Annotated in this window: 12 protein-coding genes; 8 read left to right on the top strand and 4 right to left on the bottom strand. The window is 78.5% G+C overall.

Going from position 1 to position 17,833, the window contains the following annotated elements:
• Positions 1 to 87: 87 nt before the first annotated feature.
• Both ACI78U_RS17845 and ACI78U_RS17850 read right to left on the bottom strand, forming a co-directional pair.
• Positions 88 to 2,628 (bottom strand): LuxR C-terminal-related transcriptional regulator, encoded by a 2,541-nt coding sequence (locus ACI78U_RS17845; protein WP_456876729.1) that lies wholly within the window; start codon positions 2,626 to 2,628, stop codon positions 88 to 90.
• On the bottom strand, positions 2,625 to 4,574 hold the full coding sequence (locus tag ACI78U_RS17850) for an Hsp70 family protein (protein WP_456876730.1): 1,950 nt from the start codon (positions 4,572 to 4,574) through the stop codon (positions 2,625 to 2,627). The genes ACI78U_RS17845 and ACI78U_RS17850 overlap by 4 nt, the downstream gene beginning before the upstream one ends.
• Before the next feature lie 272 nt (positions 4,575 to 4,846).
• Here ACI78U_RS17850 and ACI78U_RS17855 point away from each other — a divergent pair, with 272 nt between their 5' ends.
• From ACI78U_RS17855 to ACI78U_RS17865, 3 genes are all read left to right on the top strand, one after another.
• The gene (locus tag ACI78U_RS17855) at positions 4,847 to 6,190 is read left to right on the top strand and encodes an IniB N-terminal domain-containing protein (protein ID WP_456876731.1); all 1,344 of its coding nucleotides are present in this window, start codon (positions 4,847 to 4,849) and stop codon (positions 6,188 to 6,190) included.
• Between the two features lie 108 nt (positions 6,191 to 6,298).
• The gene (locus tag ACI78U_RS17860) at positions 6,299 to 8,083 is read left to right on the top strand and encodes a dynamin family protein (RefSeq protein WP_456876732.1); all 1,785 of its coding nucleotides are present in this window, start codon (positions 6,299 to 6,301) and stop codon (positions 8,081 to 8,083) included.
• The gene (locus tag ACI78U_RS17865; RefSeq protein WP_456876733.1) at positions 8,080 to 9,705 is read left to right on the top strand and encodes a dynamin family protein; all 1,626 of its coding nucleotides are present in this window, start codon (positions 8,080 to 8,082) and stop codon (positions 9,703 to 9,705) included. Before ACI78U_RS17860 ends, ACI78U_RS17865 begins: the two co-directional genes overlap by 4 nt.
• A gap of 470 nt (positions 9,706 to 10,175) precedes the next feature.
• Here ACI78U_RS17865 and ACI78U_RS17870 read toward each other — a convergent pair whose 3' ends face one another.
• A complete protein-coding gene (locus ACI78U_RS17870) occupies positions 10,176 to 10,970 on the bottom strand; it encodes an enoyl-CoA hydratase/isomerase family protein (protein WP_456876734.1) in 795 nt (264 codons plus the stop codon).
• 302 nt (positions 10,971 to 11,272) lie between these two features.
• On the opposite strand from ACI78U_RS17870, the gene ACI78U_RS17875 reads away from it, so the two are divergent.
• Positions 11,273 to 13,018, top strand: a complete 1,746-nt coding sequence (locus ACI78U_RS17875; protein WP_456876735.1) for a serine/threonine-protein kinase — start codon at positions 11,273 to 11,275, stop codon at positions 13,016 to 13,018.
• 14 nt (positions 13,019 to 13,032) lie between these two features.
• Positions 13,033 to 14,670, top strand: coding sequence for a serine/threonine protein kinase (locus ACI78U_RS17880; RefSeq protein ID WP_456876736.1), 1,638 nt, complete (start codon positions 13,033 to 13,035; stop codon positions 14,668 to 14,670).
• Between the two features lie 13 nt (positions 14,671 to 14,683).
• On the opposite strand, the gene ACI78U_RS17885 is transcribed toward ACI78U_RS17880, so the two are convergent.
• On the bottom strand, positions 14,684 to 15,442 hold the full coding sequence (locus ACI78U_RS17885) for a hypothetical protein (protein WP_456876737.1): 759 nt from the start codon (positions 15,440 to 15,442) through the stop codon (positions 14,684 to 14,686).
• A gap of 299 nt (positions 15,443 to 15,741) precedes the next feature.
• Between ACI78U_RS17885 and ACI78U_RS17890 the strand changes: the two genes are divergently transcribed.
• The 3 genes from ACI78U_RS17890 to ACI78U_RS17900 are packed head-to-tail and all read left to right on the top strand — an operon-like array spanning position 15,742 to position 17,761.
• A complete protein-coding gene (locus ACI78U_RS17890; RefSeq protein ID WP_456876738.1) occupies positions 15,742 to 17,025 on the top strand; it encodes a competence/damage-inducible protein A in 1,284 nt (427 codons plus the stop codon).
• Positions 17,022 to 17,369: a cupin domain-containing protein gene (locus ACI78U_RS17895; RefSeq protein WP_456876739.1), complete on the top strand. Its 348-nt coding sequence runs from the start codon at positions 17,022 to 17,024 to the stop codon at positions 17,367 to 17,369. The genes ACI78U_RS17890 and ACI78U_RS17895 overlap by 4 nt, the downstream gene beginning before the upstream one ends.
• On the top strand, positions 17,366 to 17,761 hold the full coding sequence (locus ACI78U_RS17900) for an SRPBCC family protein (RefSeq protein ID WP_456876740.1): 396 nt from the start codon (positions 17,366 to 17,368) through the stop codon (positions 17,759 to 17,761). Before ACI78U_RS17895 ends, ACI78U_RS17900 begins: the two co-directional genes overlap by 4 nt.
• Positions 17,762 to 17,833: the final 72 nt, after the last annotated feature.

Here is a 17,833-nt window from a genome sequence, read left to right on the forward strand (position 1 = left end):
CGCGCTGGCGGCGAGCTATATGTCCCGCCCGCTGTGCTGGGTCCCGCTCGCGAGCGCGCGCGCGGCGGGGGGCACAGGGGTCCTTCGTCAAGCTCCCTGGGCCAGCTCGGCGCGCAGCCGGGCCAGCAGGTCCGAGCGGGTGCCGGCGCCCAACCGCTGGCGCATCCGCGAGACGTGGTGCTCCACCGTCTTGGCCGAGATGTAGAGCTGCCCGCCGATCTCCCGGTAGGTCTGCCCGGCCACGACCAGCCGCGCCACCTCCCGCTCCCGGTCGCTGAGCTGCCCCCGCGGCGCGGGGACACCGGAGGCGGGCGTCCCCTCGGGGTCCGTCGCCGGCGCGGCCGGCTCGCACCCGGCGCCCTCGGCGACCGAGCGGGCGCACGCCAGCAGCACCGCGCGGGCCCGGAGGTCGGTCACCCGGGCCGCGGCCTGGCCGGCCAGCCGTGAGCCGTCCCACCCCAGCCCGACGGCGGTGAGCTCCTCGGCGGTGGCCACGACGGCGGCGGGGTCGATCTCGTCGCTGAGCACCTGCAGCCAGGTGCGCCCGGCCCGGGCCAGCGTGGCCGCGTAGGGGCTGGTGCGGGCCGCCGCGACCAGGGCCGCCGCGTGCGGCCGCAGCCCGTCGCGGTCCTCGGCGATGATCGCGGCCTGCGCGCCGCTCCAGTGCAACGGCACCGCCCACAGCTGCGGGTCACCGAGGCGGCGCAGCAGCGTCTGGGCCGCCGTCAGCTGCGAGCGCAGCCGCTCGCCGTCGCGCAGCCGGGCCGCGGCCACCACCAGCTCGCCCAGCGGCAGCAGCGTGAACAGGTCGACCGGGTGCCGGACGACGGCCTCGCGGGCCCGCACCCAGGCACCCACCACGGCCGTGGCGTCCCCGTCGCGCCGGGCCAGCCCCACCTCCAGTCCCTGCAGGAACACGTCGTCGCGGGGCTCGAGCGGGCCGGCGGCGGCCTCGCGTGCCTGCGCCAGCAGGTCCCGGGCCCGTGTCATCCGGCCGGCCAGCATCGCGATCCAGGCCAGCAGCAGCAGGTGCCGCGGCCGGCTCGAGGGGCCACCGAGGTCGGCGGCGACCGCGCGCTGCAACACCGACTCGGCCACCGGCAGTTCCCCGCTGTGCAGTCCCACCAGCGCGGCCAGGGCCGCCGGGGTGTCGGGGAGCAGCGCGGCGCGGCCCAGCGGCTCGAGCAGCGCCGCCGAGCGGGTCAGCGTCGACAGGGCCGCGGCGATGCCGTCGGCGGCCTCCGCGCCCGTGCGCAGCGACTGGATGACGCCCTGGGCCATCAGCTCCTCGCCCACCGACAGCACGCTGGCCAGCCCGAGACCCGAGCCGGGACCCTCGAGCACCGCAGCGGCCTCGTCGGCCGCACCGGTCGCCAGCAGGGCCAGGGCCGCCGAGCCGGCCCGCTCCCGGCCGGCCAGGCGGTACAGCTCGGCGGCGCGGGTCAGCAGTCCCCGCTGGGCCAGCACCGTCGCCGTCACCCCGGCGGCGCGGGGACGGTCGGCCGCGGCCGGGTCGGCGAGGGCGACGTCGGCCCACTGCAGCGCGCCGTCGAGGTCGCCGGTGAGCGCCGCGGCCTGGGCCCGCCGGGTGGCCAGCGCCGCCGCGGGCGCGCCGGCGCCGACCGCCTCGGACCACAGCTCGCCGGCCAGGACCGGATCGGCCGCCAGCGCGGCGTCGCCGTACCGCTCGAGCAGGTCCGCCGCCCGGGGGTCGCGGACCCGGTCGGCGGCCAGGCGGCGGGCGAGCTCCAGCGGCTCCTCGCCGCGGTCGAGCAGCAGGCCCAGCAGCCGGCGGCGGGTGCGGCGGGTGACGTCCGGCGGCACCGACCCGAGCAGCACCGACGCCACCAGCGGGACGACGGCGCCGCCGCCCTGCAGCAGGCCGGTGGCCCGGGCGGCGGTGAGCAGCTCGGCGGTGCACTCCGCCGGGATCCCGAGGACCCCGCCCAGCACCTCGTCGTCGACGGGGGCACCGGCCGCGACGGCGTGCAGCAGCCCCCGGGTGTCGTCGTCCAGGGCGTCGAGGTCGGCCCGGACCCGCGCCGCCACCTCCTCGGGCACGGCCCCCCGGAGCGGCTCCGCCGCGCCGTGCACCGCCCGGCGCGAGGCCAGGGCGGCCAGCAGGACGAGCGTGAGGCCCGGGAGGCCGCCGGCCTGCACGGCGACGGCGTCGACCAGCGGGCGGGTCGCGGCGGTGCCGAGCCGCTCGCGGGCCCAGTCGGCCACCTGCGCGCGGTCAGCGGGCCCGAGCAGCACCGACCGCCGGTCGGCGCCCACGTCGGCCAGCAGCGCGGCGAGGGGCGCCGGCCGCGGCCACGGGCGGAAGGCGAGGACGACGCGGCCGTGCGGGTGCCGCAGCAGCGGACGCAGCCGGTCGGCGACCTCCTGCGTCAGCCGGTGGGCGTCGTCGACGACGACCGCGAACTCCCCGGCGGGCAGGTCGACGTCGCCGGCGCGGCCGTCGAGGACGGTCACGCCGGTCCGGGCCCAGGCACCGGCCAGCTCGGCGAGCAGCCGGGTCTTCCCGGTGCCGCCGGCGCCGCGGACGAGCAGGGGACCGGAGCCGGCCGCGAGGTCGCGGACGCGGGGGTGGACCGGCCCGGTGGGCGCGCACGGGGCGGCGGTCACGGGGTCTCCGTGGACGTGGCGGGGGCCTCGGCCGTGACCACCGGGTCGGCGACGGGCTCGGGCTGCGGCTCCGGCTCGGGCTGCGGCTCCGGTTCGGGCTCCGGTTCGGGCTCGGTGGTCGGCTCCGGCTCGGTCGTGGGTCCCGGCTCGGTGGTGGGGTCGGTCGGGGTCGCCGGGGAACCGGTGGTGCCGGGCCCCGGAGGCGTCTCGGCGGAGGCGGTGGACGGCGTCGTCCCGGGGTCCGGTGCGCCGGTCGTCGTGCCGCCGGTGGGGCTGCCGGCCGCCGTGCCGCCGCCGGCCGGCGGGCCGGTGCCCGACGGGGTCGCGGTGGACGGGGCGGTGGTGGACCCCGGGGTCGCCGACGCCGTGTCCGGGGCCGAGGTCCCGGGCGCGGTGGTGCCCGGCGCGGTGGTACCCCCTGCAGTGGTGCCCGGTGCCGTCGTGCCCGCTGCGGTGGTGCCCGGTGCCGTGGTGGCTGCCCCGGGGTCACCGGCTCCTCGGGCGCCGGACCCGGAGCCGGCCGGCCCGGCCGCCGGACCGTCCGCGTCGGACCCGCCGCCGGCGTCCGCCGGTCCCCCGCCGTCCGCGGGGGCGCCGGCTCCCTGCGCGCCCTCCGCGACCCCGGGCGCGGGGGCGCCGGTCCCGGCCTCCTGCGCGGCGGCGACCCCGGCACCGGGGGCGGCCGCGGTGTCGGTGCCCCCGAGCACCGCGGTCAGCGCCGCCGGCGCGACCGCCAGGAGCACCACGAGGGCCGCGACGACGGCGTACCGCTGCAGCCGGTGCGCGGCGGCGGTGCGGCCGGGCCCGCCGGGCGGGCGCGACGGCGGACCGGAGCGACCCGGAGGGCGCCGCCGCGCCGGCCGGGCGGGCGCGACCGTGACCAGCGGCGCGGCGGGCGCGACCGTGACCAGCGGCGCGGGCGGGACCTGGGCGTCGGCCACCTCCTGCGCGGCGGCCGTGGCGCGGAGGGCCTCCGCGGCCAGGATCGCGGCGCCCAGCGCGGCCGTGGCCGCGGGGTCCGGGTCGACGACCAGCGGCCGGTCCAGCTCGCCGGAGAGCACCTCGGCGACCAGCGGCACGCGGACCCCGCCGCCGGTCAGGACGACCGCGTCCAGGTCGGCGACGGCCAGGCCGGCGGACCCGGCCGCCGCCGCCACCGCGGCCGCCGACGCCTGCGTCCGGTCCAGCAGCAGCTCGTCGAGCTCCTCCCGGGTGAGCCGGACCGGTCCGTCCCCACCGGGCCCCGCCACGTCGAGCCGCACGGCGGTGGCCGACGAGAGCTCCTCCTTGGCCGCGACGCAGGACGCGCGCAGCGCCGCCGGCGCGCCGACCGGCCCCGCCAGGGCGGGGCGGACCAGCGCGAGGACCGCGTCGTCGACGTCGCGGCCGCCCCACGGCTCGGGTGGTGGAGGGGCGGCCAGGTGGCCGAGGCCGCAGGGGTCGTCCGGCGCGGGGCCGACCACCGCCAGGTCCAGGGTGCTCGCGCCCAGGTCGTAGACGGCCACGGTGGGCCGGTCCGGCACCCGGCCGGCGGCCACGTGCTGCGCGGTGGCGGCCACGGCGCCCGACAGCAGGGTGAACCGCGGGACGCCCGCCTCCTCCAGCGCGCCGGCCAGCGCCGTGCGGCGGTGCCCGCCCCAGGACGGCGGCACGGTGACGACGGTCCACGCGTCGGGGTGGCCCTCGCGGGCGGCCGCGGCGCCCCGGACCCGCTGCACCACCGCGGCCAGCAGGTCGGCCGCCGGGACCGGGCGGTCGCCCGCGTACACCGGCGTCGTCGTGCCGGTGCGGGCGACCAGGCCGTGGAGCGTTCCCGCCTCGACGGGCGGCAGGGGCAGCGGCTCGGCCGACGTCGCGTCGTCCCCGCACACCGCGGCGGCGACCGTGTGGTCGCCGACGTCGATCCCCAGCCCGTACTCGCGGTTGCGCACAGGTCCCCCAGGCATGTCCCCCGGCCGGCCCGCCACTGGGCCGGAGAGTCGCCCGGACCGTATGTCCCACGGGTCACACCTGTCTCGGTTCTCCCGGGCACAGGTGCGGCATCCGAGCGGAGAAGGGGCGCGACACCCCGCATCCCCTAACGGGGAGTCAGCGAGCACCCCCTATGGCGCGAGGGAGGGAGGGGGCGGTCCCCCGATGCCCGGGCCGCCCGGCCGCGGATGGACTGCGCCTCGCCAGCCGGCCGACGACGGGCGGCCCACACTCCGGAGGACTCCCCATGACCGACCTCGCCAGCTCGCTGATCGACTTCATCCTCAAGCTGCTGGGCGACCCCGAGGCCGCCGAGGCCTACGCCGCCGATCCCGAGGGCACCCTGGCCGAGGCCGGGCTCGACGCCACGCCGGCCGAGGTCGACGACCTGGTGCCGATGGTGGCCAGCTACGCGCCGGTCAGCTGGGCCGGAGGCGGGCACGGCGGCGGGCACTCCGGCGGCCACGGCGGCGGGTACGACGGCGACCACGGCGGCGGGCACGGCTGGCACGGCGGGCGCGACGACGACGACCACGGCGGCTGGTCCGGCGGCAGGGACCGGTGCGACGACGACGAGGGCGTGAGCCCGACCCCCGCCCCGCCGGCCGGCGACGACGACTGCGACGACGACCACTCCGGTGGCGGGCACGGCGGTGGCCACGGCGGCGGTCACGGTGGCGGTTCCGGCGGCGGCGGTGGGCACGCCCCGGCGCCCGCCGAACCGGTGGTGATCACCCACCTGCAGACGATCAACTACAGCTACACCGACGTGGACGTCGAGATCGACGCCTCGCACAGCATCTGGGTCAGCGGCGACGCGCAGGCCATCTTCGGCGACGACAACGTGGTCGTGGGCGGCGACGGCGTGGCCGCCGGCGACGACGTCAAGGGCGTCGTGGTCGACAACAGCGAGGACAACTCGGTCGACGTGGACGTCGACGTCGTCAACTCCGGCAACGTGCAGGAGGGCGACGGCAACGTCGTCGGCAACGGCAACACCACCGACAACTCGTCGACGGTCACCGACTCCTACAACCAGGACAACGACGGCGTCGACGACTCGTTCAACGGCTCGTTCAACGGCAACCAGGACAACTCCGGCCAGGACAACTCGACCACCGACAACTCCGTGGACGACTCGTTCAACGGAAACGACCTGTCCGACGACGACGGGGTCGACGTCGACGTGCAGGACTCGCTCAACGGCAACGACCTGTCGGACAACTCGGTCGACAACTCCGGCCAGGACAACTCGGTCGACAACTCGGACAACTCGGTCGACAACTCCGTCAACGACTCCCTGAACGGCAACGACCTGTCCCAGGACAACGACGGGATCGACGACTCGCTGAACGACAACGACCTGTCCGACGACGACGGGGTCGACGTGGACGACTCCCTCAACGGCAACGACCTGTCCGACGACGACGGCGTCGACGTGGACGACTCCCTCAACAACAACGACCTGTCCGACGACGACGGGATCGACGACTCCCTCAACGACAACGACCTGTCCGACGACGACCTGATCGACGTGGACGACTCGCTGAACGGCAACGACGTCCTCAACACCGTGGAGAACGCGCACTGACCCACCCGGCCGGCCCCGGCCCCGGTGTCTCCCGCGGACGCCGGGGCCGGGCGCTGTCCGGCCGGGGGAGTCCGGGGTGGTAGGACGGGGGAGGACCAGGAGGTGGGCGTGGTCACACCCGAACAGCTCGTCGAGCGGGCGCTGGTGCTCGCGCAGGCGTGCGAGCGCCCGGAGCTGCACCGCCGGTTGACGCTGGCCGCCGAGCGCTCGCGCACCCCGGGCGTGCGCGTGCTGGTGGTCGGCGAGCCCAAGCAGGGCAAGAGCTCGCTGGTCAACGCGCTGGTCGGCGTGCCGGTGTGCCCGGTGGCCGACGACGTCGTCACCGCCGTCCCCACGGTGGTCCGGGCCGGCGCCGAGCCGCGGGCGACCCTCGTGCGCGGGGACGGCACCGAGCGGGAGACCGTGCCCGTCGAGACGGTCGCCGCGGCGGTCACCGGCGCGGGCGCCCGCGGCCTGGTGCGGGCCGAGGTGGAGCTCCCGCGCCGGCTGCTCGAGGGCGGGCTCGAGCTGGTCGACACCGCCGGCGTGGGGGGCGTCGGGATCGCGCACTCGCTGGCCACCCTGGACCTGCTGCCCACCGCCGACGCCGTCGTCTTCGTCTCCGACGCCAGCCAGGAGTTCACCGCGCCGGAGATGGCCCTGCTCGACCAGGCCGCCGCGCTGTGCCCGGTCGTCGTCTGCGTGCTCACCAAGACCGACGTCTGCCCCGACTGGCGCGTCGTCGAGGAGATCGACCGGCGCCACCTGGCCGACCGCGGGCTCGACGCGCCGCTGTTCGCCGTGTCCTCGGCGCTGGCGCTGCTGGCGGTGCAGCACCGCGACCGGGAGCTGCACGCGGAGTCGGGGATCGCCGCGCTGGTCGACCACCTGCGCCGGGAGGTCGTCGACCGGGCCGGGACGCTGGCCCGCCGGTCGCTGCTGCACGACCTCTCCGCCGTCACCGAGCAGCTGTCCCTGGCGGTGCGCAGCGAGCTGGCCGTCCTCGAGGACCCCGCCGGCCGTGAGGAGCTGCTGCGGGAGCTGGAGGAGGCGCGGGCGGCGGCCGACGAGCAGCGGCGCCGCTCGTCGCGCTGGCAGCAGGTGCTCGCCGACGGTGTCACCGACCTCATGGCCGACATCGACCACGACCTGCGCGACCGCTCGCGGGTGGTGGTCCGGGAGGCCGAGGAGGTCATCGCCGCCCGCGATCCCGGCCCGGCCTGGCCGGAGATCGCCGCGTGGCTCGACGAGCGGGTCGCGGCCGCGGTGGCCGACAGCTACGTCTGGGCCGAGCAGCGGTCGCAGTGGCTGGCCGAGCGGGTGGTCGAGCAGTTCGAGCGCGATGGCGGCGGCGTGGTCCCCGCGCTGTCGGTGGGGGCCGCCGGCGAGGCGCTCGACCACCTCGTCGACGTGCCCGTCATCGACGACGGCGCCATGACGCTGCGCGAGCGCACCCTGGTCGGGCTGCGCGGGTCCTACACCGGCGTGCTGATGACCGGCCTGGTCACCAGCCTCGCGGGCATGGCCATCATCAACCCGCTGTCGCTGGCCGCCGGCGTGCTCATGGGCCGCAAGGCCTACACCGACGACCAGAAGCAGCGCCGCCAGCGCCGGGAGAGCGAGGCCCGGACGGTGGTGCGACGGCACCTCGACGAGGTGGTCTTCCAGGTCGGCAAGCACCTCAAGGACCGGCTGCGCGCGGTGCAGCGCACGCTGCGCGACCTGATCACCGACACCGCCGACGAGGTGTCCCGGTCGCTGTCCGACGCGGTCGCGGCCGCGCAGCGCTCGGTGCAGGCCGCCACCGCCGACCGCGACGCCCGCACCCGGGTCCTGCGCCAGCGGCGCGACCAGCTCGACCGGCTCGCCGCCGACGTCGCCCGGCTCGGCCGTGCGCCGGTGGCCGTGCCGTGACGGACGCTCCGGCCGCCACCGACGCCGTCCGGGCCCTGCTCGACGACGCCGTCGCGGCCTTCGGCGAGCAGCCGGAGATCGCCGCGCGGCTGGCCGAGGCGCGGCGGCGGCTCGACGAGCCGCTGCGCCTGGCGCTGGTGGGCCGGGTCAAGTCGGGCAAGTCCACCCTGCTCAACGCCCTGGTCGGCGCCCGCGTCGCGCCCACCGACGCCGGCGAGTGCACCCGGGTGGTGACCCTCTACCGGTACGGCGCCACCCCGCGCGTCGTGCTGCACGGCACCGACGGCGGCTCCCGGCACCTGCCGGTGCGCCGGGCCGGTGGCGGGCTGCGGCTGGAGCTCGGCGGCACCCCTCCGGAGGAGGTCGCGTCGCTGGAGGTCGACTGGCCCTCGGCCGACCTGCTCCCCGCCACCGTCGTCGACACCCCCGGCACCGCCTCGCTGTCGACGGGCACCAGCGCGCGCACCCACGCCTTCCTGGCGGCCGACGAGGGCCTCTCGGGCGCCGACGCGATCGTCTTCCTGACCCGGCAGCCGCAGCCGGACGACCTCGCCGTCCTCGCGGCCTTCCAGGAGGCCACCGGTGGGCGCACCGCCACGATCACCGTGCTGTCCCGGGCCGACGAGGTGGGGACGGGGCGGCTGGACGCGCTGGAGGCGGCCGCCTCGGTGGCCCGGCGGATGTCCACCGACCCGGCCGTGCAGGCGGTCAGCTCCGCGGTGGTGCCGGTGACCGGGCTGCTGGCGCTGGCCGGCCGCACCCTCCGGCAGGGCGACTTCACCGCGCTGCGCTCGCTGGCCGGCGTCGAGCCCGGCCGGGTCGTCAGCATGCTGCTCACGGCCGACCGGTTCGTCCGCGCGGAGGTGCCCGGTGCGCCGTCGCGGGAGGTGCGGGAGGGGCTGCTCGACCGGCTGGGGCTCTACGGGACCCGGCTGGCGGTGACGCTGGTGCGCGCCGGCGTCCCGGACGCGCCGGCGCTCGCCGAGGAGCTGCTGCGCCGCAGCGGCCTGGTGGAGCTGCAGCGGCTCATCCGGGTGCAGGTCACCGAGCGGGGCGCGCTGGTGCGCGCCGGGACCGCGCTGCGGCTGCTCGGCGCCGTGCTCGCCGAGCACCCGGGAGCCGGCTCGACCCGGCTCGACGCGGAGCTCGAGCGGATCCGGCTGTCCCTGCCCGACCTCGACGAGCTCGAGCTGCTGGCCCGCTCCCGGGGGCCCGCCGCGGTGCTCCCCGCCGGTGCCGAGGCCGAGGGGCGCCGGCTGCTCGGCGGGGAGGGCACCGGCCCCGCCGCCCGGCTCGGCCTGCCCGCGGACACCCCTCCCGCGGCCCTGCGCGCGGCGGCCCACGGCGCGCTCGGGCGCTGGCGCGCGGCCGCGGCCGACCCGCTGGCCGACCGGGCGACGGTCGATGCCGCCGACGTCGTCGTCCGCTCGTGCGAGGCGCTGCTCGCCGCGCTGGACGGGTGGTCAGCGGACGCGTCGATACCAGGCGCGGGCGGAGCGGAGGAACAGCGGGACGACCGCGACGAGGAACAGGCCGGCCGCGGCGACCAGGGCGACCCGGTCGAGGTCGGCGTCGCCGGCCGCCACGCTCTGCGTGACGTCGAGGACGAGCAGGGTCGGTAGCAGGGTCGCCAGCAGCGCCCACCGCGCCCACGACCGGCGCCGCAGCACCAGCGCCAGCCAGAGCAGCGAGAGCAGCACCAGCAGTCCGACCGCGCCGACCAGGGTGAGGACCAGGGCCTGCACGCCGTCGGCGACGAGCTCGGGGGAGGCCGTGGGGTCCTCGGCGGTCGCGGTGGCCGTCAGCCGCGCGTCGAGCGCCGGGCGGTCGAGCAGCATCGCCACGACCCCGACGGCGGCCGCGAGGCAGCCGGCCCACCACAGTGCCGCCGCCACGGAGACGGCCCGGGGCCGCTGGGGCTCCCGCGGGGCGAGGGGGAGGGCCACGGAGCTCGCGGTCGCGGGCCGCGGCGGCGGCTCCCGGCCGGCCGCCCGGCCCGGCGCCGGCCGGGCGGGCAGCGGCCGCTCCCCCGGGTCCGCGGGCGTCCCGCCGTCCCCTGGTGCGCCGGCCTGCGCCATCGGCCCGGGCTCCGTCACTGGCCGGTGAAGCGCGGCGGCCGCTTGGCCAGGAACGCCTCGACCGCCTCGGCGTGGTCGGCGGTCTGCCCCAGCCGGGTCTGCAGCCGCGCCTCGAGCGCCAGCGAGTCCTCCAGCCGGTCGGTGGCCGCGCTGGCCAGCACGGTCTTCACCGCCCGGTAGGCCGCCGTCGGGCCGGCCGCCAGCCGCTCGGCGAGGGCCCGCGCCTCGCCGGCCACCTGCTCGGCCGGGACCACGCGGTGCACCAGGCCCCACTGCAGCGCGGACTCCGCGGGGAACGGGTCGGGCAGCAGCAGCAGCTCGGTGGCCCGGCCCAGGCCCACGCTGTGCACCAGCCGGGCGGCCAGCCCGGAGTCGCTGGACAGCCCGATGCCGGTGAACGCGGTGGTGAACTTCGCACCGGCCGCGGCCACTCGCAGGTCGCCGGCCATCGCGATCCCCAGTCCGGCCCCGGCACAGGCCCCGTTGACGCCGACGACGACGGGCACCCGCAGCGCCGCCAGCGCCAGCAGCAGCGGGTTGTACTCCTCCTCGACCACCGACAGCGAGGTCGACGCGTCCCCGCGCAGCGCCTCGACGTGCTCACCGAGGTCCTGGCCGACGCAGAACGCCCGGCCCGTGCCGGTCAGCAGCACCGCGCGCACCGACTCGTCGGCGGCGATCGCCTGCACCACCTCGAGCAGCTCCCGGCGCATCGCGCGGCCGAGTCCCGGTCGCTGGAGGGTGACCGTCGCGACGCCGCCGGCGTCCTCGCGGGTCACCGTGGTCGGGATCACCGTCGTCTCGGACATGCGGCCACCCTGCCACGCGCCCGTGGCACCGCGGCCCCGGGTGACCGGCGCGACACCCGGTCCGGGAGGTCGGCGGGCGGCGGCGGCGTTGACCCGGAGGACCCGGCGATCCCCGCCGCACCGGAGGTCGTTCACCCGCTGGTCGGCGGGTCGATACGGAGCCGTGACGCACGGGACTCCCCGGACGGGTGAGGCGGCTGTAAACATGTGTGGTCGCGGACGGCGCGGGCACCCCGGCGGGGGGTGCGGCGTCCCGGGTGGACGGCGTCGGCAGCAGGGCCGGCAGGGATGGGAGAGCTCCCGTGGTGGAACCGGGTCGCCGGATGGTCGGTGACCGCTACGAGCTCGTCCAGCTCATCGCGTCCGGCGGCATGGGCCAGGTGTGGCGCGCCACCGACCTGCTGCTGCACCGGCCGGTCGCGGTCAAGGTGCTGCGCAGCGAGTACACCGGCGACCCGACCTTCCTCGCCCGCTTCCGCGCCGAGGCCCAGCACGCCGCCGCGCTGAGCCACCCGAACACCGCCGCCGTCTACGACTACGGCGAGGCCGAGGCGGGCGACACCGGCGAGCAGCTGGCCTACCTCGTCATGGAGCTGGTCGAGGGCCAGCCGCTGTCGGCGCTGCTGCGGCAGGAGGGCCGGCTCGACACCGCCACCACGCTGTCGGTGCTCAGCCAGACCGCCGCCGCCCTCGCCGAGGCGCACCGGGCGGGCCTGGTCCACCGCGACGTCAAGCCGGGCAACATCCTGGTCCGGCCCGACGGCAGCGTGAAGATCACCGACTTCGGCATCGCCTGGTCGGCCGGCAGCGTGCCGCTGACCCGCACCGGCCAGGTCATCGGCACGCCGCAGTACCTCTCGCCCGAGCAGGCCGAGGGGCACCTGGCCACCCCCGCCAGCGACGTCTACGCCCTCGGCCTCGTCGGCTACGAGTGCCTCACCGGGCACCCCGCCTTCGACGGGGACAACGCGGTCACCATCGCGCTCAAGCAGCTGCGGTCCGACCCCGAGCCGCTGCCCGACGACCTGCCCGGCGGCGTCCGCACGCTCATCCGCCGCGCCCTGTGCAAGGACCCGGCGGCGCGGATGCGCGACGGCGCGGCGTTCGTCGCCGCCGTCGAGGACGCCCGCGCCGGTCGGCTGCCCGAGTTCGAGCCCCCGGCCCCCGCCGCGGCCCCCGCGGACGCCGGCCCCGCGGTCCCCGGGCCGCCCGCACCCGACGCGGGCCCGGCCACCCAGGCGCTGTCCGGCCCGTCGGCCGGCCGGCCGCACCGCAGCCCCCCGCCCCGGCCGCGGCGGCGGACCGCCGCCGTCCTGGTGCCGCTGCTGGCCCTCCTCGTCGGCGCCGGCGTGGCCGCGGCCGTCCTCTCCGCCGTGACCGACCCCCGCCCGCAGGCCGTCGCCGCCGCGCAGACCCAGGAGGACGAGGAGGGCGTGCTCGTCCTCGAGAGCGACCACCTCGGCCGGCCGGTCGACGACGTCGCCACGCAGCTGTCCGCGCTGGGCCTCGCCGTCGAGCGCCGGGAGCAGGTCACCGACCGCGCGGTCCCGGGCCGCGTGCTCGCGGTCTCGCCCAGCGGCGTCGTGCTCCGCGCCGGCGACGACGTCGTCGTCACCTTCGCCGTGGCGCCGCCGGCCGACGACGACGGGTGGTGGAACGGGGACGGCGACCGGGGACAGTGGTCGCCGGTGAGCGGCGCCGCCGCGCCCGGTCAGGTCTCCCAGCCCACCGCGGAGCCGACCGGCTCCACCGGGACGACGCCGGCCCCGGCGCCGGACCAGGCCCCGGCGCCGGCCCCGGCGGCCGCGCCCACCACCGCGGGCGGGACGACGGCGCCCGACGCCACCGACACGGCGACGCCCACGACGTCGGCATCCCCCCGGCCGACCCGGCCGACGACCCCGACGACCCCGGCGACGACCCCGTCGGCGACGGCGACCGGGACACCCACGCCGACCTCGCCGTCGGCCCCCGTGACTTCCGAGTCGCCGCAGTCCTCCACGGCGAGCGGCACCGCCTCGCCTGGGGCAGGATCGCCGCAGGCCTGATCGAGGGAGTGGCGGTGACCGGGAGCTCGACGCGGCGGGTGGTCGGAGGCCGCTACGCGCTCGACGCCCTCATCGCCACCGGCGGCATGGGGCAGGTCTGGCGGGGACGCGACACGCTGCTCGACCGCCGGGTCGCGGTGAAGCTGCTGCGCGCGGAGTACAGCGGCGACGACACCGTGCGCAGCCGCTTCCGCACCGAGGCGCAGCTGGCCGGGCGGCTCACGCACCGCAACATCGCCGCGCTGTTCGACTACGGCGAGCAGGTCGACGAGGACGGCCTGGTCTGCGCCCACCTGGTGATGGAGCTCGTCGACGGCGAGCCGCTGTCGGCCCTGCTCGCCCGGGAGGCGCCGCTGCCGCCCGACCGGGTGCTGGACCTGGTGGGGCAGACCGCGGCCGGCCTCGCGGCGGCCCACGCCGCCGGGGTCGTGCACCGCGACGTCAAGCCGGGGAACCTGCTCGTCGGCCGCGACGGCGTCGTCCGCATCACCGACTTCGGCATCGCCTGGTCGGCCGGGAGCATGCCGCTCACGCGCACCGGCCAGGTGGTCGGTACCGCGCACTACCTGTCGCCCGAGCAGGCCGCCGGCGGCAAGGCGGGCCCGGCCAGCGACGTCTACGCGCTCGGCATGGTGGCGTGGGAGTGCCTGACCGGGCGGCGCGCCTTCGACGGCGAGAACCCGGTCCAGATCGCGCTGCGGCAGATCCGCGAGGAGCCCGAGCAGCTGCCCGACGTCGTCCCGGCGCCGGTGCGCGAGCTGGTGGCCCGGATGCTGGTCAAGGACCCGGCCGGCCGTCCCGCCGACGGCGCGGCGCTGCTCGAGGTCGTGGACGCGGTGCGCACCGGGAGCCCGCTGCCGCCCGCGCCGGCGCCCGTGACCGCACCCCTGCCGCTCGGCGCGCCGCGCCTCGCCGGCTCACCACCGCGCCGGCCGCGCGCCGCCCGGGCGCTCACCGCGGTCGGCACGCTCGCCGCGGGCGCCGTCCTGGGCGTCGGCGTCCTGCAGCTGGCCGGGACCGGGTCGAGCACCCCGCCGGCCGCCGTGGCCGACGCGGCCCCCACGGGCCTGGAGCTCCGCCGGGACGACGCCGTGGGGCGCCTCGCCGACGAGGTCGAGGACGAGCTGGTGGCCGCCGGCCTGCGGGTGACCCGCGTGACCGAGGAGAACGGCACTGCAGTGCCGGGGACCGTGCTCGCGGTGACACCGGTGGGGCTGCTGGCACCCGGCGACCCGGTCACGCTGACCGTCGCGGTCGCGCCGCCCCCGCCGCCGTCCGCCCCGCCGGAGACCCGGGAGCCCCAGCCGGCACCGGTGGAGGAGGCGCCCTGGTCGCGGGGCTGGCAGACGGGCGGCGGGTTCTCCACCGGCGGATCCGGCCCGGGTCCGGTCACCGCCGAGCCGGCCACCCCGGCCCCGGTCGCTCCCCAGCCCGTCGCGCCGGCTCCTGTCGCGCCGGTCGCACCCGGCGCTCCGGAGCCCGCCGTCCCCGAGCCGGAGGAACCCGAGGCCCCCGAGGACTCCGACGGCCCGGACGAGCCGGACGAGCCCGAGGACCCCGACGACGGGGAGGGCCCCGGTCAGGGCAACGGCAACGGGAACGGCGGGGGCAACGGCAACGGGAACGGCGGGGGCCGGGGGCGCGACGACTGACCCGCCGCCGTCCTCAGCTGCCGCGGCGGGACGGCGCCAGCCAGACGGCCACGCCGATCGCCCCGAGCGCCGCGGTCAGCAGGAACCCGCGGTCGGAGTCGACCCGGGGCAGGGCGATGAGCACCCAGAACACCGCCAGGCCGGCCAGGCCGCCGAGGGCCAGCCGGTCGCCGACGGCCGGGCCCAGCCGCCCGCCCGGGAGCAGGCTCGCGGCGAGGCCGACGACGGCGACCAGCGCGGCGAGCGTCGCGAACGCCGACCACAGCGGCAGGTCCGACCAGAGGACCTGACCGCCCAGCCGCAGCGCCAGCCCGAGCTCGAGCAGCACGAGGCCCAGCACGCCGAGGCCGGTCGTGAGGAGCACCGCCCGGTCGCGCGGCGTCCGCGGGGCGCGGGGGGCGCGCGCGGCGCGGCGGGGGGACGGCATCCCCGCCTCGGGGGCGCCGGCCGGCGGTGCGGCCGCGGCCGGCTGGGCCGCCGGCGGGGGCGGCGGTGCGCCGAAGAAGGAGTCCAGCGGACCGGTGGGCTGCGGGCCGTCGACCGCGATCCCCGCGGGCGGCGCGACGGCGGTCGCCGGCTCGACGACGGCGGGCTGCGGAGCGGTGGTCGGGTAGGCTGGCGGCGGCAGGGGAGCCGCGGCGGGCGTCGTGTGCTCGTGGGCCGCGCCGACGGCGGTCGCCCCGTGCACGGCCGGGTCGGCGGGGGCCGATCCGGCCGGCGGGATGGCGATCTCCTGCGTGCGCGGGCCGGCCGGCGGCGTCGAGGCGGTCACGGTCGTTCCTCCAGGCGGTCGGCGGTGGACCGGGTCGGGCCCTCCCCTGCACGCTAACCGGGGCGGTCCGCGGGGCCGCGGAGGTGGGTCGGCGGGTCCGGCCGTCGGGGCCCTCGGTCTCCGCCCTCGCCGCCCGACCGCGCCGCGCCCTGGCGACCCGAGTGAGCACTCGCGGTCGACGACACGCGCCGACACGCCCCGTCGGGCGGCGACAACCGCTCACTCGGCAGCGGATCAACGGGTCTGGCTGCTAGCTCGCGAGCGGCGGGGGGCACGGGGGTCCTTCTAGGGTCGGGCGGGTGGTCACCCGCGCGGGCATCGTCGTCACCGGCACCGAGGTCCTGACCGGACGGGTCGCCGACCGCAACGGCCCCTGGCTGGCCGAGGAGCTGCGGCAGGCCGGCGTCGACGTCGGCGCCGTCCTCGTGGTCGGCGACCGGCCCGACGACATGCGCGGGGCGCTGGGGTACCTCGCCTCGGCCGGCGTCGACCTGGTCATCACGACCGGCGGGCTCGGACCCACCGCCGACGACCTGACCGCCGCCCTCGTCGGTGAGGTGCAGGGCCGCCGGCTCGCCGTCGACCCCGACCTCGAGCAGCGGGTCGCCGCGATCGTGGAGCGGCTGATGGCCCGCCGTGGCTGGCGGGCCGACCCCGAGGCGACGGCGGCCGGCGTCCGCAAGCAGGCGATGGTCCCGGCGGGCGCCACCGTGCTCGAGCCGGTGGGCACCGCCCCGGGCCTCGTCGTCCCGCCGGCGGACGGGCGCACCGGGCCGGTCGTCGTCGTGCTGCCCGGGCCCCCGTCGGAGCTGCAGGGCATGTGGCCGGCGGCGCTGGCCGCCGCACCGGTGCGGGCGGCGCTGGCCGGGGCCACCGAGGTGCGGCAGGAGACCGTGCGGCTGTGGGGCACGCTGGAGGCCCAGCTCGCGGCTACGCTGCGCGAGCACGAGGCCGAGCTCGACGGGCTGGAGATCACCACGTGCCTGCGCGAGGGCGAGCTGGAGATCGTCACCCGCTTCCCGCCCGAGGCGCAGCCGGCCTACGACCGGCTGGCCGCGGTGCTGGCCGAGGACTACGCGGCGACGCTCTTCTCCACCGGCCCGACGCTGGACGACCTGGTCGCGGACGCGCTGCTCGGCCAGGGGCTCACCATCGCCACCGCCGAGTCGTGCACCGGCGGCCTTCTGGTGGCCCGGCTGATCGAGCGGGCGGGGTCGTCGGCGTGGGTGCTCGGCGGGATCACCTCCTACGCCAACTCGGCGAAGGAGCAGCTCGTCGGCGTGCCGGGGGAGATGCTCGCCGAGTTCGGCGCGGTGAGCCCGCAGGTGGCGCAGGCACTGGCGGAGGGCGCGCGGGCACGCTTCGGTGCCGACGTCGGCGTGGGCATCACCGGCATCGCCGGTCCCGGCGGCGGGACGCCGGAGAAGCCCGTGGGCACCGTGCACCTGAGCGTCATCGGGCCGTCGGGGGCCCAGGCGCGGTCGGTGCGGCTGCGGGGGTCGCGGACGGCGGTGCGCGAGCGGGCGGTGGTCCTGGCGCTGCACCTGCTGCGGCAGCTGCTCATCGGCGGTCCGCCGGCGTGAGGGTGTCGAGGGCGCCCGCCCGTCCGCTGACGGAGTTCGGCAGCGTCGGCGCGTCGCTGGTGCGGGCCGCGCTCGTCGGGCGGCCGCAGGACGGGTTCGCCGTCGACGTCGTCCGCCTGGCACCCGGCGGCACGGTCGGCCGCCACCCGACCCGGCTCTGGCAGCTCTTCCTCGCCGTCGAGGGCAGCGGCTGGGTGTCGGGGGCGGACGGCGCCCGGCGCCCGCTGGCGGCCGGTGAGGCGGCGGTGTGGGAGCCGGGGGAGGAGCACGCGTCCGGGACCGACGACGGCCTGCTCGCCGTCGTCGTGCAGTGCCGGGTCCCGCTGGTCGAGGAGGCGCCGTGACCGCCCTGACCCTGCACGCCACCGGGCCGGAGCCGCCGGCCGAGGTGTGGGAGCGCTACGCGCAGCCCGCGCGGTGGCCGACCTGGGCGCCGCAGATCACCGGCGTGCAGGTGCCGGTCCCGCGGCTGGCCGCCGGGGTGACGGGGCGGGTGCGGGGGCCGGCCGCGGTGGGCCTGCCGTTCGTCGTCGAGTCGGTGGACGAGGCCGCGCGACGGTGGGCGTGGACGGTGAGGGCCGGCCCGGTGCGGCTGCACCTCCTGCACTGGGTGTCCGACGGTCCCGACGGCGGCAGCACCACCGGCCTGCGGATCACCGGGCCGCTGCCCGTCGTGGTCGGTTACGCCCCCTTGGCGCAGCTGGCGATCAGCCGCCTGGTCCGGCCGCTCGACTGACCGTTCCCGGTCGCGTCAGGAGCCGACGGAGATCTGTGGACAAGCTGCTGACCTGCGGATCCGGCTCGCCAC

The organism is Geodermatophilus sp. SYSU D00710 (assembly GCF_054050195.1).

Bases quoted from the DNA above. Each gene is read 5' to 3' on its own strand.
- ACI78U_RS17850 (WP_456876730.1), bottom strand. From the start codon at position 4,574: ATGCCTGGGGGACCTGTGCGCAACCGCGAGTACGGGCTGGGGATCGAC.
- ACI78U_RS17855 (WP_456876731.1), top strand. From the start codon at position 4,847: ATGACCGACCTCGCCAGCTCGCTGATCGACTTCATCCTCAAGCTGCTG.
- ACI78U_RS17870 (WP_456876734.1), bottom strand. From the start codon at position 10,970: ATGTCCGAGACGACGGTGATCCCGACCACGGTGACCCGCGAGGACGCC.